Genomic DNA, 25,678 nt, shown 5'->3' with positions numbered 1-25,678 from the left:
CCTGGTCGTACACTCGCCCGTAGCCTCACATGTATGTGAGGGTAAGGGAGTCGATCCGCAAGGAGGAGCACATGCGCATCGGAGAGCTTTCGGAGCGCACCGGCACGTCGCGTCGGCTGCTGCGCTACTACGAGGAGCAGGGCCTGATCATCTCCAGCCGCTCCCCCAACGGCTACCGCAGTTACGACGAGAACCTCGTGGACCGGGTCCTGCAGATCCGGGGACTGCTCGACGCGGGGCTTCCGACCCGCATCATCAAGCAGATCCTCCCCTGCCTGAACAAGCCCCGCGTCATCCATTTCCCCGACGCCACCCCGGAGATGCTCTCCACACTCACCCTCGAACGCGACCGCATGACGCAGCGCATCGAATGCCTGATCCGCAACCGCGACGCGGTGTCGGAGTATCTCGACACGGTGAGCGAAGGCGTACCCGCCGACCGCCTCCCGGAAGCCTCCGCGGCCCGCTGAACCGCCGACGGCAGGCCCGACCCCGCCGGTCGGCCACATGGCAAAGGATGTCGGCTGCGCGGTGGAACGGATCCGGCCGCATCTCTGTCTAACTTTCTGAGCACCCCCGAGCGGTGCCACTCGGGCGTGCCCGGGTGTACTTCTGGCAGAGAGTTCTATCGACCCATGGGTCTCACGAGTAACAACGTGCTGGCACTGACCGTGCTCTGCGCGGTGGTGATGTTCACGGTCACCATCTGGTTGTGGCCGCGCCTGGCACGTCAGAACTGGAAAATCGTCCTGGGCCGGCTGGGACTGCTGGTGGCGACTCAGCTGCTGGTGTTCGCCGCGGTGGGGCTTGCGACGAACAACAGCTTCCTGTTCTTCGGCTCGTGGACGGATCTGTTCGGGCAGGAGCAGGGCGTCGGCGTGGTTGTCGACCACTCGGCCCAACTGGGCGACGGGGTACGGGAGTTCCTGCCGCGTTGAGTCAGTCGGCCCCGACGCCCGGGCGGCGCGTCGGGGCCGGCCGCAGGGCCCTCAGCGGCGGCGCCGACCGCCGACGACCCTGGCGAACAGACCCCGGGACGCGGCAGCCGGAGCCGGCGCCGCGGGCTTCGGTTCGGCCGGCTGCTCCGGCGGGGCCGCCGGATGCAGGGGCTGGGGCGGGGTCGGGGCCTGGGCCTTCTTGCCGTCGATCCGGATCAGCGGGGCACCCGCCACCTCTTCCACCCCGTGCCACAGGTCCTTGCGCGACTTCAGCCATGCGAGCAGCTCGGCCCGTACCGGCTCGGCGTCGCCCCAAGTGCCGTACGCCTTGGTGCCGGTGATGCAGATGAGCTTCAGCTCCATCGTGGCCACCGCTCCCCAGACCGCCGCCGCGACGCCGGGGCAGTGTTCGGCCCGGAAGTCGTCGAAGGCCACGATCGCGTCCGGGGCGGCCAGCTCCCTGGCGGCCTCGATGTCGCCGTGCACATGCTCGTACAGGTGCGAGGCGTCGACGTGGATGAAGCGGCAGCTGTCCGGCTTCAGGCGGGAGGCGATGACGGAGGTGGGCGCCTGCACGACGGTGGGCAGCTCTTCGTGGAAGGCGAGGTAGTTCGCCTCGAAACCGCGGCGGGTCAGCGTCGAGTACGAACGGTCCATCTCGGCGCTGTTGGGGTCGTCCGGTGCCGGTGAGTCGAAGAGGTCGCAGACCGTGAACTCCTCACCCGGCCGCAGATACCCGCCGATGAAAATCGCGCTCTTGCCCAGGTAGGCACCGAGTTCCAGCAGGTCACCGGCCTGTTCCGGGGTCTTTTCCTGACGCTTCAGGAACCAGTCGAACAGCAGTTGATCGGCCGGCCAGAACCAGCCTTTGACATCGGAGAAGCCGGCCGGGGACGCCACCGGTGCACTCGTCGTTTGTGACATGGCCCGGTCCTACTCCCGCCAGATGACCGGAAGATGACCACAGGGCATGGCCCGGACACCCCCCGGTTGAAACTCCCCCGGCAGAAACGGAAATGCCGCCCCGGAACCCCTGGATGCACGCTCCGTATCCTTTGCAGCACTCAAGGCGACCGTCGCCCCGGGCTCCCGGATTCCGAGATTCCGACCACTACACATAAAGGCGACATAAGCGCACAATGGGAGCGCGGCATACTGTCGCAGCGCGGCCAGACGTGCAGACTTTCAGAAGGAGGCGAGTCGGATGGCCGACGTCTCACACCGCCCCGGTGATATCGCGGGGCACCCCGATGTATCGGAGATGCGGGACCGCTACGCCAAGGTGATGGAAACCCGAGGCGTCGCGGCGGTCGAGGAACTCGTGATCCTCGCCGGCATATACGCAGCGATCTCCGGCTGGACGGTCCACTTCTCGGCCGCCAAGCCCACCCTGGCCCTCAGCAACCTGATCGTCGGCATCGCCCTCGCGGTCCTGGGCCTGTGCATGTCCATGGCCCCGGAGAGGTCCTCCGACCTGAACTTCGTGGTCCTGCTCCTCGGAGCCTGGCTGATCGTCTCTCCCTGGGTCGCCGCACGCAGCGCCGGCACCGGAGCCATCCTCAGCAACGTCATCACAGGCGCCTGTGTGTGCCTGTTCGCACTGGTCGCGGGTGGCATATTGATGAGCAAGGGCCGAAAGTCGACCTGACGTCGCACGCCGCAACCCTGACGCCGTGAAGGCCCCGTCGGCCGTACGGAGCCCGAGCATCGCCAGGATGCGGTGAACCAGCCGACTCGCACGGCGCCCGCATGTCAACGCCCGGACTGGGAACCGGAGTTGGTGCGGGCGCCGTCGGGCCCTGAGCCCACCCGGCGCAGCCACCTGAGCTCGCCGTCCTGCCACACATCGGTCGGCGCAAGACCCGCGGCCGAGGCGACGGCGGCGGATGCGGGGTGCTCGGGGTGGATGTGTGCCAGCACCTCCCGCACGGGCCGCCGGCCGAGCCATTCGACGAGCCCCCGGGCCGCTTCGGTGGCGATGCCCCGGCCCTGCCACGGGGTTCCCACCACCCAGGCGATCTCGGCGACCGCTCCTTGCGGGGACGGGCCCACCGTCGCCTGGACCGTGCCCGCCGGACAGCCCTCGTCGCGGATCCGGATCACCCAGTTCAGCCAGCTCACCCCGGGGTCGGGGGAGCCCGCGGTCAGGCGCTCGTAGCGGGCGCGGAGGGACTGCGGGGTGTCCGGGGCGCCGCCGATGAAGGCATGCAGCGCGGGGTCGGACAGCACCGCGGCCATTTCCTCGGCGTGTGCGACGCGGAGCGGCAGGAGGTCGAGCCGCGCGGTCGCGATGGCCTCGGCGGTAAGGGTGCTCACCCCGACATCCTCTCCGCTTTCCCATCCCGCTGTCGATGCACGCCGCCGAAGCCGCGGTCTGGCGCAACCCGACCCGCCGGGGCGAAGATGCTCTCCACTCGACCGGGGGCAGACGGGGGCGCTTCAGCGATGCGGGAATCGGCGGTTCCGGACGCGGAGTCCGAGTTACCCGGCGCGCACGTGCGCCGCCCGGTCGGCCGGCCCCACCGACCGCGGACGGCCGCCACCACCCGAGTCGTGATCATGACCCTCACCAGTGCGTGTGAGGGTGATCACAGCTCCAGGGGGCCGCCCCGGGAGTAACCTGGCGACATGCCTCCGCTCGTTCGACGCCGCCACGTGGACTACGTCCGCGTTACGAGCATGGCCTGTCGCACTTCTCGCTGACCCAGGCCCCCCTTCACCCTCCCCGTGCCTCCCGCGGCGCCCGCCTCACCCCGGCGCAGCCGTGACCGCGCCCACCCGCGCCGGCCGGGGCATATCCCAGCGGATGGCTCCCATGTCGTACGTGACCTCCTCGCAGCTCCCGATCATCGACCTCTCCGCCGCCGACCGCGGCCCCGAGGCCCGGCGACAGCTGCACACCGAGCTCCACAACGCCGCGCACGGCGTCGGCTTCTTCCAGCTCGTCGGGCACGGCGTCACCGACGCCGAGACCGCCGCGCTCAACGACACCATGCGGGCGTTCTTCCGACTGCCCGAGGCGGACCGGCTCGCCATCGACAACGTCAACTCGCCCCACTTCCGCGGCTATACGCGCACCGGCGACGAGCGCACCGGCGGCTCCCGCGACTGGCGCGACCAGCTCGACATCGGCGCCGAGCGCCCCGCGCACATACCCGGCCCGGACGAGCCCGCGTACTGGTGGCTGGAGGGGCCCAACCAGTGGCCCAGCGCCCTGCCGGGGCTGCGGACGGCCGCGCTCACCTGGATCGAGAGGCTCAGCGCGGTCGCCGAGAAGCTGCTGCACGAGCTGCTTGCCGCGATCGGCGCACCCGAGGACTTCTACGACGACGTGTTCGGCGACCGGGCCCATCTGCACCTCAAGCTGGTGCGCTACCCGGGCAGCGCCGAGGACGGCACCGCCCAGGGCGTCGGCGCCCACAAGGACTACGGCTTCCTCACCCTGCTCCACCAGGACACCGTCGGCGGACTCCAGGTGCAGCGCGAGGACGGACGCTTCCACGACGTGCCACCGCTGCCCGGTGCCTTCGTCGTGAACCTGGGCGAGCTGCTCGAAGTCGCGACCAACGGCTACCTGCTGGCCACCAACCACCGCGTGGTGAGCCCGCCCGGAGCCACCGAGCGCTTCTCGGTGCCGTTCTTCTACAACCCGCGCCTTGACGCCCACATCGAGCCGCTGCCCTTCCCGTACGCGGCGCACGCGCCCGGCGCCACCACGGACCCGGCGAACCCGCTGTTCGCCGAGTACGGCCGCAACGAACTCAAGGGGAAGCTGCGGGCCCACCCGCTGGTGGCCGCCCGCCACCACGCGGACCTGCTGCTCACGGAGCGCCCGCTCGCCGGATCCGCCCCGGCCTCGTAGCCGACGGCTATGCCCGGCGGTCGAGCAACAGCTCGCAGAGGGCGACCAGTTCGTCCACGCAGGGCGCCTCAAGGGGCACCGCCCGCAGGTGGTCGCGCGCGGCGGCCACCCGGGTACGCGCGTCCCGCAGGGCGTAGGCGCGGCCGCCGGCCTCCTCGACGAGGTCAGCGGCGTGCCGCACGGCGGCCTCGTCGGGGCTCCCGGCGAGCAGGCCCTCCAGGCGAGGCCCGAGGGACGGGTCCATCGCCATCGCCCCGAGGACGGGCAGCGTCTTCTTTCCGCGCCGCAGATCGCTGTGCACCGGCTTGCCGGTGACCGCGGGGTCCCCCCAGATCCCCAGCACGTCGTCGACCGCCTGGAACGCGAGGCCCCACTGCCGTCCGGCCCGCGTGAGCGCGTCCGTGAGCAGCGGCGGGGCGCCCGCGAGGACCGGCCCGAGGGCCGTCGCGCAGGCAAGCAGGGCACCCGTCTTGCGCGCCGCCATGGCCCGGTACTCGGCCAGACCCACCGCCCCGGCACCGGTCCACGGGCGGGACTCGAACAGCACGTCATCGGCCTGACCGTGCACCAACTCGCCCATCATCACGGCCAGTTGACGTACAGCAGCACCGTTTCCCACGCCACCGGCCTCGGCCAGCGTACGTACGGCGAGGGCGAACAGGGCGTCGCCCGCGAGGACGGCGGGCCCTGTGCCGAAGGCCTTCCAGGCGCTGTCGCGGTGCCGCCTGCGTTCGTCGCCGTCCATGATGTCGTCGTGCATCAGCGAGAAGGTGTGGATCAGCTCGATCGCCACGGCCGCCGGTATCGCCACGTCCGCGCTCGCGCCCACCGCCTCCGCCCCGAGCACGGCGAGCGCCGGCCGCACCCCCTTGCCGCCACCCCCGGAACTCGGCGTACCGTCCGCCTCGCACCACCCGAACGCATGCGCCGCGATGCGGCCCGGCCCGGGATGCAGCCCTTGTACGGCCTTGCGCAGCGCAGGCTCGACGAGTTCCCGGCAGCGGGTGAGGGTGGCGGGCGCGGACGGCCTGGGCTTCAGGGATACGGGGGTGTGCAGACCAGTCTGGATGGACATGGGCTCTGTTCCTGTCGTGGGCCTTGCGGAGAATGCTGAGGACATCGCGGGGGCCGCGCTCAGTGGGCGGGTACGGCGCCGGCGGCCGCGACGCCCAGCTCGGCGCGCGCCTTGCCGATCATGGCTTGGGCGTGCTGCAACCCGATGTCGCGGAGCGCTCGCTCCAGCACATCGAGGTCGGCCGCGGTCTCGGTCACCGCGCGCCCCTGCCGGGCCTTCGCCTTCACCAGGCCGAGCCGGGACAGCGCCTCGCCACGCGGCTCGCCCATCGCGCGGAACTCCGCCAGCGCCCCGCTGTAGCACTCCTCGGCCTCGGCGTAGCGCCCCGCGCGGTACAGCACGTTGCCCCGCATCTTGTGGTTGTACGCGAGCGCGCTGACCAGCTGGATCTCGCGGCAGAGGACCTCCGCCTCGGTGAGCAGGGCCAACGCCGCTTCGGGGTCGCCCTGGGCGGAGCGCACATCGGCGATGCCCCGCAGCGCCCAGGCCCGGCCGCGGTCGTCACCCGCGTCGCCGGCTATCTGCGCGGCCTCCTCGAAGAGGGCGAGCGCGTTGTCGAAGGAGCCGGTGTTGCGGTGCATCTGCGCGATGCCTTCGAGCGCCCACACCGTGTGCCGGGCCTCGCCGCGTTTGCGCGCCTCGGCGAGCAGCTTCTCGTGGAGCCTGCCGACGGCCTCGTAGTCGCCCTGGATGCGTCCGGTCTCGGCGAGTCCGGCCAGGGAGTAGCCGCGGGCCACGATGTCGCCGCCCTGCTCGGCGAGTTCGGCCGCGGTGGCGAGCCGGCGCCGGGCAAGGGCGAGGTCTCCGCGCTGGCGGGCCAGGGTGCCGCCGCTCCACACCGCCCAGGCCATCGCGCCCCGGTCGCCCGCCCGGCGGGCCGCGCGGTAGCTGCCCTTCCACGCCCGCTCGGCCTCCTCCACGCGGCCGAGCCGCCTGCTCGCCTCGGCGACGGCTAGCCCCGTGTGCGCCAGCTCCACGGCGTCGCCGTCCAGTTGGGCCCGCCGTTGCTCCTCGACGGCCTTGGCGAGCACTTCCTCCAGGGAGGTGTTCACCGAGAGCTCGCCCAAGGATCCCCGGTACTCGGGGGCGAATGCCTTGCCGTACATGGTTGTCTCGCTTCGGATCGGAGTGCGGAGCAGAGCGCTCCCGCCTTGATCACGAAGCTATGAGACAACCGGGTCCCGAGGAGTCAGCCTCAGAGCTCGTGTGCCGTACATCTGAAGTCTGACGTCCGGCGCGGAGGTCCGCCCTCAGCGGGACCCGGCGATCTTGGCGAGATAGGCATCGGCCCGTTCCGGATCGATCAGCCAGTCGTGGTAGTCGAGCGGGTCCGCGTAGCCGTTGGCGAAGCGGTGGGCGATCTCGGGGAACTCGAAGGCGGCCCGCAGCAGGCGCGAGACGTGCTCGGCCGGTGGCTGACGCAGCATCAGATCTGTGAAGGCGTGCACATACCTCGTGTGTTCCCAGTACGCGTCGAACGTCCCCCGCATCCAGCGCTCGTCGTACGGCAGCTCGCCGCGCCGCACGATCGCGTCGAGGTACGCGGCCGCGGCGCGGGCCGCGTTGTTGGCGCCCTGGCCGGTGATCGGGTCGTTGACGACGACCGCGTCCGCCATGCCCAGGACGTACCGGCCGCCTCCGAGCGCGGCCACCCCGTGCCGGACGGTCGGGGTGATCGCGCCGTACAACGCGGCGCCCTCGTCGGTGGGTTCGGCCCCGGCGAAGCGCTCGTACTCCCACGGCGCGTACGTCCGCAGCAGTTCCACCGCGCGCCGCAGCCCCTCGCGCGGCCCGGGCCGGTCCTCCCAACAGTCGTACGGGCCGCCCGACTTGGCCTCCAGGAGCAGGATCTCGCACGGTCCGCCCACGGTCAGCGCCTGAAGCACGATGGCGTCCCCGGCCGAGGGCATGCCCGTGACCCTCAGATACGCGTCGGTCTCGTCGCCCCGCGGTGTGACACCGCATGCGTAGAACGCGGCGAGGGCGCGCTGCGGGCGGTCGTACACCGAGCGTGCTTCGTCGCGGCCGAACAGCGACGAGAGCGCGCCGCGGCCGGTGCCGACGACGGTGAGCTCGTGACGTGCGGCGATCTCCGCGAGGTCGTCGGCATCGGCCGCCCGGAATTCCACCCGGCCGCCGCGCGCCTCGAACAGCTCCAGCCACGCGGAGAGTTTGACCCGCTGGTCCACCGAGCGGACCTCCGCGTCATAGGTGGTGGTGAACCGCGCCGACCAGGGCTCTTCGGCCGTCGGGTCCCACTGGTTCATCTCCAGGCCGCGCATCACCGGTGCCCGGTCGTCCCAGAGGTTCAGCCCGGCCGCCCGCTCCAGTGCCAGGGCCGGCCCGAACATCAGCTGCGTCGAGGTGACCCGGCCGTCGCGGATCTGTTCCGCGGTCCGCTCCGACACCAGCGTCACGTCGTAGTCCGCGGCCTGGAGTCCCAGCGCCAGTTGCAGCCCGGCCTGCCCCGCCCCGATGATCGCGATCCTGCGCACACATGCCTCCACCCGGTCCACCATCCGTCCCGACTCCCCCGTTGTACTGGGTGGCGTGCGGGACTGCCTAGACGACAGGGGCGCGCACGAGGTGGCCGACTTCCGGAGCCAGGGAATTGACGGCACATCAGGGCCGGGCAGGCCGCTACTCACCCCGGTACTGACGGAACATCCAATGCCGGTACGACGACCACAGGGGGCCGGTGTAGTAGGCGCACGCCCTGGTGCACAGTGTCGTGGAAAGATAGCGCCGGAACACGGATTCCTTTCGCCGGGCCGGCTGAAGGGCGAGATTCGGCGCCAGGGCATTGATGGAATAGCCCCGGTATCCGACGACGAAGGGTTTCGGGCCCGGAATGGAAGCGGCCGCCGATTTCACGAAGCGTGCCGCGACTTCATGGTCGCTGTGATCGCTCTTGGGGGCGCGTCCGTAGTCGGCATTCCGATAGTCCAGGGTGCGTACGGTCCTGGCATGCGAATCCGCGACGAACCAGGACAGCAGCGCGGTGAGTTCCTTCGTGTCGTAACTCGCGCTGCGGTCCATGGCCGTGATGCGACGGATCCTTCGCTGTTCGAGCTTGAGGAGGCTCTGGCCCCCTTGCAGGCGGGTGCCCGAGCCGTCGTGCAGCCCGTCCGGCAGCCGGAGGAAGGTGACGCGCACGCCGGGCCGGCCCGCCGGGACGCGCAGCGCGAAGGCCCGGACCGTACGCCCGGCGTGTTTGCGGTCCTGGCGGCGCCAGTCGTTGGGGACGCCCGCCAGCAGCGCATAGGCGCGGCCGACGCCCTGCTCGCGCCGCTCGGCGTACCCGGTGCCGGTGCTCCCCGCGTCACCCGCGGTGAGGTAGACGATGTCGAGACAGGCGCCCCTCCCCCAGTCGTCCAGCAGGTCGGGACTCATGAAGAGGAGATCGTCGTCCTCGTGCGCCACCCCGGCGAACACCGTGCTCCGGCAGGATGCGGGGGCTGCCGCCGAGGATTGAGCGGGTACGGCGATCTGCCCGCACGCGAGAATCGCCAGGCCGCACACCGCTGTGGCGGCTCGCATTCCGCGTTTTCCCAGCCATTCCGCTGTCCCGTTCACGGGACGGATTATTATCGCAGAATTCACTCAGATCCTGTATTTACCTCCGGGCGTGCCGCAAGCACCAATTGACGGAGGTTCTGGGGGTACGGAGCGCGAATCGGCAGCGGGCCACCCCGCTACCCTGGCGTCGTGACCCAACTGACCGCCGCCGTCGTCCAGGCGGGTTCGAAGCTGTTCGACACCCCGGCCGGCCTGGCCAAGGCACTGGACCTGATGCGCGAGGCCGCCGGCCGGGGCGCCGAGGTGGTCGTGCTGCCCGAGGCGTTCCTGGGCGGCTACCCCAAGGGGCTCGACTTCGGGGTCCGGGTGGGCAGCCGCACCCCCGAAGGTCGCGAGACGTTCCGGCGCTACTTCGAGTCGGCCATCACGGTACCGGGCCCGGAGACAGCTGAACTGGCCACCCTGACACGCGAGTTGGGCTGCCACGCCGTGGTCGGGGCGGTGGAGCGGGCGGCTTCCACCCTGTACTGCGTCGCCCTGTTCTTCGGCCCCGAGGGATATCTCGGCAAGCACCGCAAGCTGATGCCGACCGCCGCCGAGCGGCTGATCTGGGGGTTCGGCGACGGCTCGACGATGCCGGTGGTCGACAGCGGGCACGGCAGGCTCGGGGCGGCGATCTGCTGGGAGAACTACATGCCGCTGTTCCGTACGGCGATGTACGCGAAGGGGGTCGACATCTGGTGCGCACCGACCGTCGACGACCGGGAGAGCTGGCAGGCCACCATGCGGCACGTCGCCCTCGAAGGGCGCTGCTTCGTGCTGAGCGCCAACCAGTACCTCCTGCGGTCGGACATGCCCGGCGACGTCCACCCGGTGCAGGGCGACGGGCCGGACACCGTCCTCATCGGCGGCGGCAGCACGATCGTCTCCCCGCTCGGCGAAGTCCTGGCCGGTCCCCTCAGGGACGGCGAGGGGATCCTCGTCGCGGAGCTCGACCTCGGGGACATTCCCCGCAGCCGCTTCGACTTCGACGCGACCGGGCATTACGCCCGCCCGGACATCTTCACCCTGCACGTGGACGAAACCCCCAGGCCCCCGACCCTGCCGCACACCCACGGAGCGCTTACACGGTCTTGACCGGAATCCGGCACCGGAGCCCCCGGCCTTGCAATACCGTGCCTCCGTGGACCAGTTGATCTCCCAGGACCCGACACACATAGGCCCGTACCGCCTGATCGCCCGCCTGGGCGCCGGCGGTATGGGCCTGGTGTATCTGGGCCGTTCCGAGGCCGGGCGGACCGTTGCCGTCAAGGTCGTCCAGGCCGAGCACGCCCAGCACCCCGAGTTCCGCAGGCGCTTCGCCCGTGAGGTGGCGGCCGCCCGGCGGGTGGGCGGCGCCTGGACGGCGGCCGTGCTCGATGCCGACACCGACGCCGCCGTGCCCTGGGTCGCGACCCAGTACATCCCCGGGCCCGACCTGACCACCGTGGTGGGCAAGGACTTCGGGCCGCTGCCCGAGACCTCCGTCCGCGTCCTGGCCAACCGACTCGCCCTCGCCCTGCAGGCGGTGCACGCGGCGGGGCTGATCCACCGCGACCTCAAGCCGTCCAACGTGCTTGTCACCGTGGACGGCCCCCGCGTCATCGACTTCGGCATCGCGCGGGCCATGGACAGCCTCGCCGGGGACAGCCTGCACACCCGAACCGGCATGCTGATCGGCTCGCCCGGCTTCATGTCGCCGGAGCAGGTGCGCGGCCTCGAACTCACCCCGGCCAGTGATGTGTTCTGCCTGGGTGCCGTCCTCGTCCACGCCGCGACCGGCCGGCTGCTCTTCGGCGCCACGGAGACCGGGCTGAACGCCCACCTGTTCCGGGTCGCCGAGGAGGAGGCGGACCTGACCGGCGTACCGGAGTCGCTGATCGGTCTCGTACGCGCGTGTCTCGACAAGGACCCGTCCAAGCGGCCCACTCTCCACCAGGTGGCGGACCACACGGCGGCGGACACGGGCGAGGAGTGGCTGCCGGGCGCGGTCCTTGCCCAACTCGGCCGCCACGCAGCCGAGTTGCTGGACTTCGCGCCCCAGAGTCCGGTTCCCGCGCCGACGGTCCCTGCCGACCCGCGCGTTCCGGCCGGGCGGCCGCTGCCCCCGCCGCCCGCGTACGCTCCCACGACCCCGGTGCGTCCCGTGTCACCACCGGGCGTGGCTCCTTCCCCCACCGACCTCCGGAAATCGCCCCCTGTGCACCCCAGACGCCGGTGGGGCCTCGCGGTGGTCGCTCTGGTGCAGCTCTTCGTGCTGCTCGACGCGACGTCCCTGCGTATGGCGCTGCCCTCCGTCATGATGGATCTGCATGCGTCCGCATCCGGCCTGAACTGGGTGTTCTCCGGGTACGAACTGGCTTTTGGCGGGCTGCTGCTGCTCGGCGGTCATCTCGCGGACCTGATCGGCCGCAAGCGGATGCTGATCGTCGGCCTCGTCGGCTTCGCGGTGGCCGGGGCGGTCGGTGGCGCGGCCCCGTCGTTCGACGTGCTGGTCGTGGCCCGCGCTGCGCAGGGAGCGTTCGCCGCGCTCCTGTCGCCGGCCGCGCTGGCCCTGGTGGCGGTCGACTTCCCCGACGGGAAGGCCCGGGGCAGGGCCTTCGGCCTGTACGCCGCGATCGCCGCGGGCGGCTCCGTCCTGGGCCTGTTCACCGGCGGCTGGCTCGTGGAGAACACGAGCTGGCGCATGTGCCTGTACGTCGACGTGCCGCTCGCGGTGATCGCCGTCATCGGCGCGGCCACCCTGGTCCACGACCGCCCGCTCCGTACCCGCCGCCGCCCCGACCCGCTGGGCGTGCTGCTCGGCTCCAGCGGGGTCGTCGCCCTCGTCTACGGCTTCCAGGAGACGGGCTCGCGCGGCTGGACCGACCTGCTGGTGCTCGCCCTGTTCGGGATCGGCATCGCCCTGCTCACGGCGTTCGTGTTCTGGCAGTTCAACACGGCCGCGCCGCTCCTCGCCCCGTATATCCCCGGGGATCTCAGTCGCACGGGTTCCCTGATCACGTTGTTCCTGACCGGCTCCGGAACGTTCGCGCTGGTCCTGGTCCTGAGCGCGTACCTCCAGAACATCCGCAAAGACGCCCCGATGCAGAGCGCCGTGCACCTGCTGCCCACGGTCGCCGCGATCGTCGTCGGCGCCACTCAGGTCTCCGGCCGCCTGCTCCACCGCGTCCCGCCGCGCAACCTGATCGTGCCGGGGCTGCTGCTCGCCGCGGTCGGCCTTGGCCTGCTGACGTTCCTCGACACGGACAGCGCGTACGTCACGGTGGCTCTGCCCGGCATGCTCCTCGCCGGGTTCGGGCTCGGCATGGCCCTGATGCCGCTCTACTCCATCGCGACGGGCGGCATCGCGGCGCAGGACTCCGGCGGCGGCGCGGCACTGACGAACACGGCCGGCCAGGTGGGCGGAGTACTCGGCACGGCGATGTTCGCCAGCATCCTCGCCACGGCCGTCGCCTCCCGCATGGAGGAGGTCAAGGGACTTCCGCCGAGCCTTGCCGAGCTGGCCCGCAGCGGCCGCGCGGTCAACCCGCAAGCCCTCCCGACGCCACTGGCGGACGCGATGAGGCAGGCGACGCTGGACGGCTATACCGACACCCTGTGGTGGTCGACCGGCCTCACCCTGCTCGCGGGGCTGGTCGCCGCGCTGCTGGTCAAGTCCACGCCGCGCTGAGGAATGCGCCGGGTGCCACACGGGCACCCGGCGTCCCCCGGTCAGATGGGGAGGCTGTCGACGGTCGGGGCGACCGTGCCGAACAGGTCGGTGATCGTCGTCAGGCTCGCATTCTTCAGTACGGGGGCCGGGATCGGCTTCCCGTCCGGGCCCGGCAGGGTGCGGGTGGCGGTCGCCTCGGCGACGACGGTGGGCCGGTAGCCGAGGTTGAAGGCGCCCTGGGCGGTGAAGGTCACGCACATGTGGGTCATGAAGCCGGCGAGGACCAGGTCGCCGCCGACGCCGAGTTCGCGCAGCATCTCCTGCAGCTCGGTGTCGTGGAAGGAGTTCGGGAACCGCTTGACCACCACGGGCTCGCCCTTGAGCGGAGTGACCTGAGGACAGATCGCCCCTATCTCGGCACGGATGTCGTACGGCGTGCCCTCGCCCCCGTCGTTGACGACGTGGATCACCGGGATGTCGGCGGCGCGCGCGGCGGACAGCAGCCGGGATCCTGCGTCCAGCGCCTGCTCGGAGCCTTCGAGGGCCATGACTCCGGTGGTGTAGGTGTTCTGGAAGTCGATCATGATGAGGGCGGTGTCGGACAGGTGCGGGAGCTGATTGTCGAGGCCGATCACGTTCCGCAGGGTGGTGGCTGCGTTGTCCATGTGTGCCCTCTCTATGGGTGGCTGACCTGTGTGTGGGAGTCAGGGGCGCCGCTGCGTCAGGTGAGGGTGCGGAACCGGCGGCGGTAGGCCGCCGGGGTGGCCCGCAGCTGTCTCTGGAACGCGCGGTGCAGGGATTCCAGGGAGCCGAGGCCCGAGGCCGCCGCGATCTGCTGAAGCGACTGGTCGGTGCTCTCCAACAGACGCCGGGCCGCCTCCACCCTGGCCGCTTCGACATAGGCGGCGGGGCTGGTCCCGGTCTCCTTGCGGAAGACCCGGGCGAAGTGCCGCTCGCTCAGGCACATCCGCCGGGCCAGGACGGCGGCGGACAGGTCGCCCTCCAGATGGTCGGCGATGAACCTGCGCAGTTCGGCGCTGTCCCGGCGGGTCGAGGCGGGCCGGGACAGCGGCACGCTGAACTGGCTCTGCCCGCCCTGCCGTTTGAGGTACATGACGAGGAGCCGGGCGACCGCCAGCGCGGCCTCCTCCCCATGGTCCTCGGCGACAAGGGCGAGCGAGAGGTCGAGGCACGCGCTGATGCCCGCGCCGGTCCAGACCTGTCCCGAGCGTACGAAGATGGGGTCCGGGTCGACCGTCACGCCGGGGTGCTCGCGGGCGAGCTGGGCCGCGGTCGACCAGTGCGTGGTCGCGGTGCGCCCCTCCAGCAGCCCGGCCTCCGCAAGGACGTGCGCGCCCACGCACACCGACGCCACCCGCCGGGCATGGGGCGCGGTGTCGCGCACCCACGCCACGACCCGGTCGTCGATCCGGGCGACGGGCCCTTCGGGGGTCATGTCGACCGCCCCCGGCACGATCAACGTGTCCACCGCGGCGCCGACTTCGTCGAAGGCGAGGTCGGCGAGCAGCCGCACCCCTGCCGAGGTGGCGACCTCGCCCCGCACCGTACCCGCGAGCCGGACCCGGTACTCGGTCCGGCCCCGGATCACCCGGTTGGCCAGCGCGAAGACCTCGGCGGGGCCGGTCACGTCCAGAACGTCGACGTCCGCGAAGACCGCGATGACCACGCGATGAGGAGTGGGCATGGCACCATCATCGGGGTGGGTTCCGATGTCAGCAATGACGGTTTTCTGTCAGATCCGGCCATCGTCGCAGCGCGTCGGCCGAGGGCCTCCGCCTCTGCCGACGCCCGTGCCCCCGGCCGTCCTTCAGGCAGCCTCTGCCGCCACGCGGGTGTGGGCGCGCGGCCGCGTGTAGAGGCGGCCCCGCACTTCACCACGGGCCAACCGGTCCATCGCCGCCGGGAGTTCGGTGAACGGCACCTCCTGCACCGCCGGCCTGAGCGCACCGCTCGCTATGAGGTCGTACACCTCCCGCAGTTCGTCCTTGCTCGCGCCGAGGGAGCCGACGAGCTGGACGTTGCGCATCACCAGGGAAGCAATCGATATCGGGGCGACGGCACCGCCGAGCCCGACGAGCACCACACAGCCGCCCGGACGCACGCTCTCCACCGCCGCGGCGGCCGTCGAGGGGACACCGGCGAAGTCCACGATCACATCGGGGTGCTGGGCCGTGAGCTGCCGTACGTCCTGGAAGCAGGCCGAGGCTCCGGCTTCTGTCGCCGGGCCGAAGGTGGCCGGGTTGATGTCGACCCCGTACACGGTCGCGCCGAGCAGTTCGGCGATCCGTACGCCGTTGAGGCCGAGGCCGCCGAGCCCTATGACGCCGACGGTCCGGCCGCGTCGCACCGAACCGGCCGTCCGCACCGCGTGATAGGCGGTGGCCACCGAGTCGGTCGCGACCGCGGCCTCGGCGAACGTCACGTTGTCCGGAATGTGCACCAGCGTGGACACATGGGCCAGTTCCTGTTCGGCGAACGCTCCGTCGTGTCCCACCCCGGGCGCGAAGCGGGCCGCTTCGATCGGGTGCGTGACCAGGGCGATGCCCACCCGGTCGCCCACCGCGAAGTCCCGCACGCCGTCGCCCACCGCGGAGATCACCCCCGCGCCCTCGTGGCCCAGGGTCACGGGCGACTTCACAGTGAGGTCGCCGAGATCCATGCCGCTCATGATGTGCAGGTCCGAGTGGCAGAGGCCGGCCGCCTCTATGTCGACCACCACCCATTCCGGTCCCGGCTCCGGGTCCGGAACGGTCTCCATGTTGAGCGGCCGTCCCGCCCCGGCGAACCGCATGGCCTTCATCTGTACATCCCCACCTTCACCCCTGTGTCGCACAGGTGTTCCCTGTTCTGATGGTTGAATTCCCAAGGTTCGGGCGTTTTATGCGCATGAATCGTTTCAGCAGACAAGATCGCGACACGGGTGGGGGTGAAGATACCAACGGCGGCCCGCCCCAGGGGAGTTGGGGCGGGCCGCCAACGGAATCGGCGCGCGGGGCGCCGGCCCCACCTCGCTCAGCTGCCGGTGACGATCAGGTTCCGTTCACCTCCAACTCGTATATGCGCGCGGCCGGGTCGCTGTTCTGAGTCGGGGTGATCACCGCGAGGCGTACGTAGCGGGCCGATCCCGTGACGGAACTCGTCGTCGAATCGGCGGAGTTGCCCCGGACCTGGGCTGCCGTCGTCCACGTACTGCCGTCGGCGGAGACGCTCAGGTCGAAGTCCTTGGTGTTCCAGTCCGCGCTCTCGCCGCCGGCGCCCGCATGGCGCACGGTGATCGAGGTCAGCGGGTGGGACGCACCCAGATCGACCTGAAGGGTCTTGGTGCCCGACGCCTTCGAGCACCACTTGTCACCGGAGCCCCCGGCGAAGCTGCCGTTGACCGCCTTGTCCGGGGTCTCCGAGGCGTTGCAGGACGCGGAGCCCGTGGCCGGCTGCCCGATCGCGAGGTCCCGGACGCCACCGCTCGGCCCGTAGACCTCCAGCTCGTAGACGCGGGCCGCGTCGCTCCCGCCTCCGCCGGTGTTGGAGGGGCTGGTGACGACGAGGCGCACGTAGCGGGCGGATCTGGCCGATACGGGGTGGTAGGTGCGGCTGGAGCGTGAGCCGGTGACAGTGGCCGCGGTGGTCCAGGCGGTGCCGTCGGTGCTGGTCCGGATCTGGAAGGCGCCGGTGTTCCAGCCGGTGTTCTCGCCGCCCAGACCGGCGTGTTTGATCACGAAGGACGACACGTTCCGGACGGACCCGAGGTCGACCTGAAGGGAGGGGTCGGCCGCGGACGAGCACCACTTGCTGTTGTTCGTCAGGGAGCCGTCCACCGCCTTGTCTGCCGACTCGGCGGACGCGCAGGGCGCCGATCCGGTCACCGCCCTGCCGAGCGCGAGGTCGGTCCCGAGCTCCGGTGCGGCAGGCACCGGCGTGGCCCCGTCCTGGAACGACGGCGGCACGTCCAAGGCGCCGGTGCCCCAGGTGGTGCTGGGCGCGCCGCCCATCGTGTAGGTGAGGGTCGCGCCGCTCGCGACGTCCGGGTAGCGCAGGTAACTGTGGCTGGTGGACGCTCCGTCGACATCGAGGGCCTGCACATAGGGGCCGGTCCCGGAGCTGTTGATGGTGATGTTCCCGGCCGCGCGCTGGATCAGGATGGACGGGAACTGCGGCCCGTGCACCGCGAGCGTGTCCGCGCCGGGCGTGGCCGGGTACATGCCGATCGCGGCCCACACGTACCAGGCCGACGTCGCGCCGAGGTCGTCGTTCCCGGGCAGCCCTCCGGCGCCGGTGGTGAAGGACTCGGACATCACCTTGCGCACCGCGTCGGCGGCCCCGGCCGGGTGGCGGGCGTAGTTGTAGGCCCACGGCACACCGTGCTCGGGCTCATTCCCTATGTAGTAATAGGGCCTGCTCTGCCCGGCGTTGACCTCGGTGAAGTGGTGGTCGAGACGCTGGACGGCAGTCCCGGAGCCGCCCATGGAGTTGATCAGGTCGGAGAAGTCGTACGGCACCATCCAGGTGTACTGCGATGCGTTGCCCTCGGTGAACGTGGACTGGCTGGCCGGGTCGAGCGGCCAGGTCCACGAGCCGTCGCTCTTGTGCTGCTGCACATAGGACGACTCGGAGTTGAATGTGTTGCGCCACCACTGGGCGCGCCCCATGTGTGTGGTGTAGCTCGATGTGCTGCCGAGGGACTTCGCGAACTGGGCCACCGCGAAGTCGGACGCCGAGTATTCGAGGGAGTCGGAGGGGTCGTCGAGGTAGTGCAGGCTCGTGTACGTGGACTGGCGACCGCGTATCGGACTGCCCTGCGCGGTACCGCCGTTGGACGCCTTCTCCATCAGGGACAGGGCCGCCGAGGTGTCGAAGTCGCGGGCCCCGAAGGCGTACATGCTGCTGACGATGATCGGGCCGGGGTCGCCCGTCATGACGAAGTCCTCGTTGGTCTGCTGCGACCACTTGGGCAGCAGCCCGCCCTGCTGTCCGTCCAGGACCATCGACTTGGCGATGTCGCTCGCCTCGGTGGGCGCCATCAGCGCGATGAGCGCCGCCCAGGATCGGTAGATGTCCCAGCCGGAGTAGTTCTGGTAGACCGGCCTGGCCGAGTTGTGCACGGCGTTGTCGAAGCCTCGGTAGTCGCCGTTGACGTCGCTGGAGATGTTGGGGCTCTGGAGCACGTGGTAGAGCGCGGTGTAGAACTTCTGCTTGTCCGCGGTGCTGCCGCCGGAGACCTGGAGCCGGTTGAGCATCTGGTTCCAGGAGGTGTCGGCCGCGGTGCGGACGGCGCCGAAGTCCCAGCCGCTGTTCTCCGAGGTCACGTTGGCCTGCGCGCCCGCGACGCTGACGTAGGACAGACCGACCTTGAACTGGACCGCCGCGTTGCCGGTGGTGTCGAAGGTGACATAGGCGCCGGTGTTGGTGCCGGACGCGCTGGTCGAACCGTCGCTGACCGTGCCGCCCGACCAGGTTCCGAAGCCGGTCGGCGCCCGGTCGAAGCGCACGTCGAAGTAGATCTGGTACGTCTTGGACGAGCCGCAGAATCCGCCCGCGGTCACGCTTCCGGTCAGCTCGTTGCCGTTGATGTGCACCGTTCCGGCGCGGTTTCCGGTGGCGCTGCGGCCAGTGTTGATCAGCAGCCGGGACGCGGTCGAGGCGGGATAGGTCAGCTTGCCCATGGCGGTGCGGGTGGTGGCGGACAGCTCCACATCGGTGGAGTAGCGGTCGAGGCGGGTCTTGTAGTAGCCGGGCTTGGCGGCCTCGTTCGCCTTGGTGTAACCGGACGCGTAGCTCGTCCAGTTGGTGCCGGGCGAGCTGCCGAGCGCGCCGGTGACCGGAAGGAGCGGCAGGTCCTCGTTGTTGGCGCAGCCTGCTCCGTCGAAGTGGGTGAGGCTGAAGTCCTCGACGGAGGTGTCCTTGTAGCGGTAGCCGGACGGGGAGGCAGTGGGGGTGTCGGGGCCGAACTGCACGCCGCCGAAGGGCACCACGGCGCCGGGGTAGGTGCTGCCCCCGGCGCCGCCGGGCACGGGGTTGGGAGCGTTGCTGTCGTCTGTGCCGATGAACGGGTCGACGTACTGGGTCAGCGGAAGCGTCGCCGCGTGGGCGGGCGCCGCGGCGAGGCCGGCGAGCCCTAAGGCGGAGAGGGCGAGGGCACTGAATGCGCCGACGCATCGGGAGAGGCGTCTGGACCGGATCACGGATCCGGCGGAGGGCACGGAGCGGAGCACGAGGGGGGACCACCTTCTCGCAAAGGACCGCTCGCCGTCCGACGGGCGGCCTCGGGACGGGGGATGCTCGATATGCATGTGAACGTTACCAATCAACTCAGGATTGTTGAGGTGTCCCTGACCACCCGTCAAGGGCCGGGGATGAAATCGAGCCCCTTGTTCACCTTGAGGTTCCGCCACCATGGGCCAGAGGGAGCAATCTCCGCCTGTTCGGCGGATTTTGACGACTAGTCAGCCGAGCGTGGCCTGCCATGTTCCCTGCATGGGAACGTTAACAAGCCGCAGTGGCCCTTGCGGCAGCTGCGCCCCGGCCGCCCCAGGCACCCCGTTGGCCGCCTGACATGGGGCGTCGCCTGTCATCGTCGTCTGTCATCATCGAGCCGTCGCCGTGCCGGACCCGGGCACGGATCGGTCGATGAGGAGGCTCGTGAGGCGCCCGACGATGAAGGACGTGGCCCGCGCGGCGGGTGTGAGCCCCATGACCGTCTCGCGCGCGGTGTCGGGCGAGCCCGGGGTCTCGCCTGACACCGCCGCCCGGGTGGAGCAGGCCGTACGGCAGTTGGGCTATCAGCGCAACGACAACGCCCGCAGCCTGCGGCAGAAGAACCTGCGCACGTCCACGATCGGCCTGGTCGTCGACGACCTGGCCAACCCGTTCTACGCGCTCATGGCCCGCTCCGTCGAGGACGAGGCGCATCGGCGGGGCTTTCTCGTCCTGGTCGGCAGCACCAACGACGAACCCCGGCGTGAACGCGAGGTCATAGCCGCGTTCACCGCCCGCCAGGTGGACGGCCTCATCCTGGTGCCGACCAACGGGGGCCATGGCTTCCTCAAGCAGCCGATGGAAGGCGGGACTTGTGTCGTCTGCGTCGACCGGCCCGCCAAGGGGCTGGCCGTCGACACCGTCACCGTCGACAACCGCGCGGGAGCCGAACGGGCCGTCAGCCATCTGCTCGGCCACGGACACACCCGGATCGCCTATCTCGGCGACCGCTTCGACATCTGGACCCAGCGCGAACGCCACGCCGGTTACCTCGACGCCCTCGCCTCCCACGGCATACCCGAGGACCCTGCTCTCGTACGGCACGGACTGCGTTCCCAGTCCGACGCCGCGGCCGCCCTCACCGAGCTGCGGGCGCTGCCCGATCCGCCCACGGCGCTGTTCACCACCAACGATCTGATCAGCATCGGCGTGATGGACGGGCTCGGGCGCCCCGACCCCGTCGCCCTCGTCGGATTCGACGACTTCCCGCTGGCCGACCGGCTCAGCCCTCCGCTCAGCGTCGTCAGCCAGGACCCGGTCGCACTGGGTGCGACGGCCGCGAACCTCCTGTTCTCCCGGATCGACGGCGACCTCTCCGCGCCCCGCTCCGTCGTCCTCCTGACCCGGCTCATCGTCCGGGGGTCGGGATCGGTGGGGGGCGTGCGCGGATAGCGGCCGTACCCCCGTTACCGGAGCAGCCCCTCGGGCAGATAGGGCGACCTTATGGGGATGGGCCAGCCGATGCGGCGGGCGTGGCAGGCCAGCCCCAGGACGTCGAGGTTGACGGCGGCTTCCATGTCCTTGCCCCGGTCGCCGACCGTGTAGTGCTCGCGGTGCTCCTCCAGGGCGTCGGCCAGCGCGAGGGCGAAGCCCCGCTGGTCGCCCTGGACGAGCTGGGAAAGGAGCGAGGCCGGTGGGGCGAGGAAGCTGCCCCCTGCCATCCGGGCGGCCGTCGTCAGCGCGTGGTCCATCGCGGGCTCGGGATCGACGCCGCGCAGATAGTCGTGAAGGGCCGCGCAGTACGCCCCGCCGGGCGAGGGGTGGTCGTCCTCCACGAAGAACTCGGGCTCGACGAGGACGCAGTCGGCCAGCGGCCTGCGCGCGCCGACGACCAGGGCGAGCGCCACGGCCTGCTGCCACTGGTGCGGATTGGGCCGATACGAGCTGCGCCACGCCGGCAGCAGCCGGGTCGTGCCGCCGATCGCGACCTCCACCTCCGTGCCCGGCTCGGCGCGTGCCACCCGAAGGGCGCCCGCTCCCGCCTCGGCACCGAGCAGCAGCGCCTCGTACTGGCACGGATCCGTCCCGTCCGGATCGAGCGCCGCCCGCACCAGGAACCGCTGCCGCTGATCCGACATGAACGACGTCAGATCCCGTGCGAGCGCCTTCGGGTCTACGGAGTGGTCGTGGAAGCGCTCCAGTTCCTGCGCGGCGAAGTCGTCGTACAGCGACGGGGCGATGGACTGCGCCACGAAGGGGTGCGGCGGCCTCTCGACCACAAGGGGGCCGCCGGTGGCGAGCGCGGCCACGGCATCGGCGCGCTTGTCCCGCCCGTACGCCCGGACCCGTGGCACGCCCGGGGTGAAGCCCGTCACCAGCGCGTGCGGAAGGTATGCGGTGTCGATGCGCGTGAGCCAGCCCCTCCGGCGGTGGGCCATGGCCATGAGCGCTATGGCGTCGAGCGGCAGCAGGCTCCGCGGCCCGGCGTTTCCTCCGGCGGCGCGGCTGCGGTGCTGCTCCAACTGCGCTGCCAGACAACGGGTGAAGCCCTCTTCGTCGCCCGCCGCCAGCGCTCGCAGGGTGCTGAGGGCGGCCCGGTGGCCGGGCCAGTCGTCCCCTTCGCCGAGCGTCGCGGTCACCATGTCGATCAGCGCGCACTTCTCGATGTCCTGGACCGGCCCCGGCGAGACCGCGTCGTCCGGCCCCTCCTCGTGCCCGAAGGCGTACGCCATCAAGGCATGGACGAGCGCCACGTCGGCACGCCCCTCGTTCCCTCGCCACGACGGGGCCGCCTCGATGAACATCTCGGCCCTGCGGTCCGCGGAGTGAGCGAGGAACGCCAGATAGAAGCCGTCCAGCCACTCGAAGGAACGGACCTGTCCGTCCCGCGTCCCGTTCTCCTCATCGCGGTCGAACTCGCCGCCGTACGACACCCCGGCCCCGGCGTAGTCGATGAACACGTCGAACTGCCACCCCGGAAAGACAGTCAGCTCCAGGGCGCCCACCGCGGCGGCCGCCGCCGATCCCAGCGCGACCTCGGCGTCCTTTCCGCCCAGGTCGGGCAGCCGTATCGACCGCGCCCCGAGGTAGTCCAGGAAGGCACCGGCGATCGCACGCCAGCCGCGGGCCGGACGCGGATCGTCCTGCATCCGGTGCACGTCCCCCGCGATCCGCTCGGCGAAGCCGGTCTCCGCGGCGGCCAATGCCGCCTCACCGATTCGATGGCGCTCGATCCGCACCTCTGCCTCCCGACGAGTCCCCGTTCGATCTTGCCCTGCCAGCATAGGAAGGGGGTCTGACAATGCGCCGAGCCCGGCGGACGACCGGGGACGCATGACGGGTCCCTCGGCGCCTTTGTCATCATTTGGTCACATGGACGTGCGATCGTGGTGATGCCTGCTTGGTCACCCGGCGCCACGAAGGTTTCGGACCAGATCGGAAATGAAGACTTCCGACTGGAACGCCTTCGTATGTTCCTGGCGTCTTGGCGGCCGACAGCGCAGAGCACAGGGTGAGATCAGCACAGCAAGGCGGGCTGCACTACGTATGAACGAGAAGAACAGCGCAAAGGCGGGCGAGCTTTCCGGCAAGGAGGCGGCACCGGGCGACGAGGCCGATGCGGTGAAGGCGGCGGAGGAAGCGGCTGAGCGGGCCGAGGCTCGGACGGATACGGATGGGGATTCGGCGCAGGCGCACCCGGCAGAACCGGCGGCCCCGGTGGACCCGGCCGACGAGGTCGACAAGGTCGACGAGGTCGGCCCCAACTCCGGCCGCCCCGAGCCGACTCGGGACCAGGCGGATCGAGCGGACCGGACTGATCGGGCGGATCAGTCCGATCGGGCCGACAAGACCTTGGTTGCCCCGTCTCCCGCATCCCCAGCACCCCAGCAGGACTCGGCTCGACCGACGGCGGAAGCGGCCTCCGAGCCCGACGAGGACCAGGCGGAAGACGCGGAGAACGACACGGCCGGCGAGGCCGCCCGCGACCCACGCATCGATGCCGCCGCGTCCAGCACCCCGCCGAACGACGAACAGCCCGAACAGGCCGAACAGGCCGAACAGCAGCCCAAGACGGACGCGCCGAAGGCATCCGCGAAGCCCGACCCCGTCTCCGCCCCCGCACCGGTACGCAGCCCGGAAGCCGACGGGGACGCGAAGCCGGACTCGGGGTCGGAGCCGGACTCGGGATCGGCCCCAGAGCCCGACTCCGCAAGGAAGCCCCCGGCTCCCTCCTGGGCCGCCCGCAGGGAGTCGGATTCCGAGCGGACCAGCGAGTTCGTCGCGCTGAAGCCGGACCTGCCGAGCGCGACCCCGCCCCGCCCCGTCGTCCCGACCCCCGTACCTTCGTCGTCCGGCGCGAAGCCCGGCGGAGGTTCCGCCGATTCGGACCGCACCCGGGAGTTCGCCGCGCCCTCGCGTGCGGACAACGACCGCACCATGCCGCTGACCAGGCCGCCCGCCCCCGCCTCCGCAACGCCCGCGACCTCGTCCGGAGCCGGTGACGCGGCGGGTCCACCGCCCCCGCTCGACCTGCTCGCGCAGCTGACGAACACGCCGCCGAAGCCCGAGACGGTGGGCCGTACGGTCGCGCGAAGGATCAAGATCTGGGGCACGCTGGTGGCGCTGCTCGCCGTCGTCCTGGTGGCGGTCCAGGCGCTGCGTCCCCTCCCGACGCCGACGCTCGAACTGACCGGCAAGTCGAGCCACACCGCCGACGGCGGGGCCCTGTCGCTGCCGTGGCCGACCGAGGGGCAGGCCGTGGTCGACATCGACGGCGTCGGCCGGATGGGCTCGTACGGGGAGATGAAGCCGCTGCCCATCGGCAGCGTGGCCAAGGTCATGACCACGTATCTGATCCTGCGGGACCACCCGCTCAAGGCCGGTGACAAGGGGCCGTCGATCCCGGTCGACCAGAAGGCCCAGGACGACTACACCAACGGCGTCGCGGAGAAGGAGTCGGTCGTCGAGGTCAAGGCGGGTCAGCAGGTCTCCGAACTGGAGGCACTGCAGGCCGTCATGCTGCCCTCGGCGAACAACGTGGCCCGCCTGCTGGCCCGTTGGGACGCGTCGACGGAGGAGGCGTTCATCAAGAAGATGAACGACACCGCCAAGGAACTCGGGATGACCAGCACGACGTACACCGACGCGAGCGGTCTGATGGAGTCCACGGTCAGCACGGCCGAGGACCAGGTGAAGCTGGCCAGGCGCGCCATGGCGGACCCGGTCTTCCGACAGATCGCCAAGCTGCCGTCGTACCAGTCGACGACGACGTCCGGCGGCAGCACCGTCGAGACGGCCAGGACGCAGAACAACTTCAACAAGCTCGTCCCGCTGAACGGTGTCGTCGGCATCAAGACGGGGTCCACGACCAAGGCGGGCGGCAATCTGCTGTTCGCGGCCGAGACGACGGTCGGCGACAGCAAGCAGTTGGTCATCGGCGCCGTGTTCGGTCAGCACAAGGCGCCCATCATCGACACCGCGACGGCGGCCAGCAAGAGCCTGATCCTGGCCGCGGACAAGGCGCTCAGGACCGAGACGTTGGTGAAGAAGGGCGAGGTGGTCGGCCAGGTGGACGACGGCCTCGGCGGTACGGTCCCGGTCGTCGCCGCCAAGGACCTGACCGTGCCCGTGTGGTCCGGCGCCTCGGTCGCGATCAAGCTGACGGACGGCGGCAAGAAGCTGCCGCACTCGGCGAAGGCGGGTACGGAGGTCGGCATGCTGACCGTGGGCAGCGGAGCCGGCGAGGCTAGGGTGCCTGTCACGCTCAAGGACGACCTGGCCGAGCCCTCGTTCGGCGCGAAGCTCACCCGGCTCGGCTGACCCGGGAGTCGACGACAGCCCAACGCGGCCCCGCCGGTTCCGGCGGGGCCGCGCGGTCGTTACGGGTCAGCAGGGGACGGCGCCTCCACACTGGCAGGGTCCGCCGCTCTGGCATCCGCACTGACAGCTCGGTCCGCACGAGCAGTTGGCCGCGCGCAGCGGTGGGGCCGTCGCGGGGCGGGGAGTCGTGAACGGGGGGTTCGGTGGAGTCGTAGGAGGAACAGGCTGCTCGGGAATCATGGTCGGGCTCCTTCCCTGGTGCGCTGTTTCAGCCCCGAGTCAACTCCAGGCCCCGCCGGTCGTCAACGCCCTTGTACAGCAAGGGAGTTAGGGTGCTCGAAACCTCTCCGCCCAGGAGTCGTACTTCTCCTCGGGGCAGCCGGCGTACCCCGTCCGGTCACGTCGGCCCGAGCTGGAGGTTGGTGTGGTGGCGCAGCGCATGGCGACAGCGCACCTCCGCAGGCTCGGACTTTCTCTCCGCCTGGCCTGACCAGAGCCCGTTCCGCGTGGCACGGGTGGGGCCCCGTCGCTTCCCCGCGAGGTCCGATTGTCAGTGG

General features: G+C 70.8%; 18 protein-coding genes and 1 pseudogene. 8 read left to right on the top strand and 11 right to left on the bottom strand.

All coding sequences use genetic code 11. The features are described from left to right. Positions 1-71: 71 nt before the first annotated feature. Together ACSHXC_RS36435 and ACSHXC_RS36430 are read left to right on the top strand one after the other, a co-directional pair. Positions 72-470, top strand: a complete 399-nt coding sequence (locus tag ACSHXC_RS36435; RefSeq protein WP_438295610.1) for a MerR family transcriptional regulator — start codon at positions 72-74, stop codon at positions 468-470. A gap of 165 nt (positions 471-635) precedes the next feature. Next, positions 636-899 (top strand): annotated as a pseudogene (locus ACSHXC_RS36430) (esterase); the annotation flags it as partial. A gap of 90 nt (positions 900-989) precedes the next feature. Here the strand turns inward: ACSHXC_RS36430 and ACSHXC_RS36425 are convergent. Next, positions 990-1,862, bottom strand: coding sequence for a class I SAM-dependent methyltransferase (locus ACSHXC_RS36425; RefSeq protein ID WP_438295609.1), 873 nt, complete (start codon positions 1,860-1,862; stop codon positions 990-992). A 280-nt stretch (positions 1,863-2,142) separates the two neighbouring features. Between ACSHXC_RS36425 and ACSHXC_RS36420 the strand changes: the two genes are divergently transcribed. Next, complete coding sequence (locus tag ACSHXC_RS36420) at positions 2,143-2,586, top strand: SPW repeat protein (protein WP_438295608.1); 444 nt, start codon at positions 2,143-2,145, stop codon at positions 2,584-2,586. A 104-nt stretch (positions 2,587-2,690) separates the two neighbouring features. Here ACSHXC_RS36420 and ACSHXC_RS36415 read toward each other — a convergent pair whose 3' ends face one another. Continuing rightward, positions 2,691-3,254 (bottom strand): GNAT family N-acetyltransferase, encoded by a 564-nt coding sequence (locus ACSHXC_RS36415; protein ID WP_438295607.1) that lies wholly within the window; start codon positions 3,252-3,254, stop codon positions 2,691-2,693. Between the two features lie 490 nt (positions 3,255-3,744). Between ACSHXC_RS36415 and ACSHXC_RS36410 the strand changes: the two genes are divergently transcribed. After that, positions 3,745-4,800, top strand: coding sequence for an isopenicillin N synthase family dioxygenase (locus ACSHXC_RS36410; RefSeq protein ID WP_438297034.1), 1,056 nt, complete (start codon positions 3,745-3,747; stop codon positions 4,798-4,800). 7 nt (positions 4,801-4,807) lie between these two features. Here the strand turns inward: ACSHXC_RS36410 and ACSHXC_RS36405 are convergent, their stop codons facing one another. From ACSHXC_RS36405 to ACSHXC_RS36390, 4 genes are all read right to left on the bottom strand, one after another. Next, positions 4,808-5,875: a polyprenyl synthetase family protein gene (locus tag ACSHXC_RS36405; protein ID WP_438295606.1), complete on the bottom strand. Its 1,068-nt coding sequence runs from the start codon at positions 5,873-5,875 to the stop codon at positions 4,808-4,810. A gap of 59 nt (positions 5,876-5,934) precedes the next feature. Continuing rightward, a complete protein-coding gene (locus ACSHXC_RS36400; RefSeq protein ID WP_438295605.1) occupies positions 5,935-6,981 on the bottom strand; it encodes a tetratricopeptide repeat protein in 1,047 nt (348 codons plus the stop codon). Positions 6,982-7,125: 144 nt separating this feature from the next. After that, the gene (locus ACSHXC_RS36395) at positions 7,126-8,370 is read right to left on the bottom strand and encodes a styrene monooxygenase/indole monooxygenase family protein (protein ID WP_438295604.1); all 1,245 of its coding nucleotides are present in this window, start codon (positions 8,368-8,370) and stop codon (positions 7,126-7,128) included. A gap of 145 nt (positions 8,371-8,515) precedes the next feature. Continuing rightward, positions 8,516-9,415, bottom strand: a complete 900-nt coding sequence (locus ACSHXC_RS36390; protein WP_438295603.1) for a PIG-L family deacetylase — start codon at positions 9,413-9,415, stop codon at positions 8,516-8,518. Positions 9,416-9,583: 168 nt separating this feature from the next. Here ACSHXC_RS36390 and ACSHXC_RS36385 point away from each other — a divergent pair, with 168 nt between their 5' ends. Beyond that, positions 9,584-10,531, top strand: a complete 948-nt coding sequence (locus ACSHXC_RS36385; protein ID WP_438295602.1) for a nitrilase-related carbon-nitrogen hydrolase — start codon at positions 9,584-9,586, stop codon at positions 10,529-10,531. Positions 10,532-10,577: 46 nt separating this feature from the next. Further along, the gene (locus ACSHXC_RS36380; RefSeq protein ID WP_438295601.1) at positions 10,578-13,106 is read left to right on the top strand and encodes a DHA2 family efflux MFS transporter permease subunit; all 2,529 of its coding nucleotides are present in this window, start codon (positions 10,578-10,580) and stop codon (positions 13,104-13,106) included. A gap of 41 nt (positions 13,107-13,147) precedes the next feature. On the opposite strand, the gene ACSHXC_RS36375 is transcribed toward ACSHXC_RS36380, so the two are convergent. From ACSHXC_RS36375 to ACSHXC_RS36360, 4 genes are all read right to left on the bottom strand, one after another. Then, complete coding sequence (locus ACSHXC_RS36375) at positions 13,148-13,753, bottom strand: cysteine hydrolase family protein (protein WP_438295600.1); 606 nt, start codon at positions 13,751-13,753, stop codon at positions 13,148-13,150. A gap of 56 nt (positions 13,754-13,809) precedes the next feature. Next, the gene (locus ACSHXC_RS36370) at positions 13,810-14,793 is read right to left on the bottom strand and encodes a GlxA family transcriptional regulator (protein ID WP_438295599.1); all 984 of its coding nucleotides are present in this window, start codon (positions 14,791-14,793) and stop codon (positions 13,810-13,812) included. A 123-nt stretch (positions 14,794-14,916) separates the two neighbouring features. Beyond that, on the bottom strand, positions 14,917-15,909 hold the full coding sequence (locus ACSHXC_RS36365; protein ID WP_438295598.1) for a zinc-binding dehydrogenase: 993 nt from the start codon (positions 15,907-15,909) through the stop codon (positions 14,917-14,919). A gap of 229 nt (positions 15,910-16,138) precedes the next feature. Beyond that, positions 16,139-19,318, bottom strand: a complete 3,180-nt coding sequence (locus tag ACSHXC_RS36360; protein ID WP_438295597.1) for a GH92 family glycosyl hydrolase — start codon at positions 19,316-19,318, stop codon at positions 16,139-16,141. A gap of 427 nt (positions 19,319-19,745) precedes the next feature. Here ACSHXC_RS36360 and ACSHXC_RS36355 point away from each other — a divergent pair, with 427 nt between their 5' ends. After that, positions 19,746-20,753 carry a LacI family DNA-binding transcriptional regulator gene (locus tag ACSHXC_RS36355; protein WP_438295596.1) on the top strand — a complete coding sequence of 336 codons (1,008 nt, stop codon included), beginning with the start codon at positions 19,746-19,748 and terminating at the stop codon, positions 20,751-20,753. A gap of 14 nt (positions 20,754-20,767) precedes the next feature. On the opposite strand, the gene ACSHXC_RS36350 is transcribed toward ACSHXC_RS36355, so the two are convergent. Further along, positions 20,768-22,540 carry an Imm49 family immunity protein gene (locus tag ACSHXC_RS36350; protein ID WP_438295595.1) on the bottom strand — a complete coding sequence of 591 codons (1,773 nt, stop codon included), beginning with the start codon at positions 22,538-22,540 and terminating at the stop codon, positions 20,768-20,770. 307 nt (positions 22,541-22,847) lie between these two features. Here ACSHXC_RS36350 and ACSHXC_RS36345 point away from each other — a divergent pair, with 307 nt between their 5' ends. After that, complete coding sequence (locus ACSHXC_RS36345; RefSeq protein WP_438295594.1) at positions 22,848-25,121, top strand: D-alanyl-D-alanine carboxypeptidase; 2,274 nt, start codon at positions 22,848-22,850, stop codon at positions 25,119-25,121. Positions 25,122-25,678 lie beyond the last annotated feature (557 nt).

It is taken from the genome of Streptomyces sp. HUAS TT7 (assembly GCF_051550175.1).
Taxonomy (GTDB): Bacteria; Actinomycetota; Actinomycetes; order Streptomycetales; family Streptomycetaceae; genus Streptomyces.
This window is presented reverse-complemented; position numbering and strand designations above follow the sequence as displayed.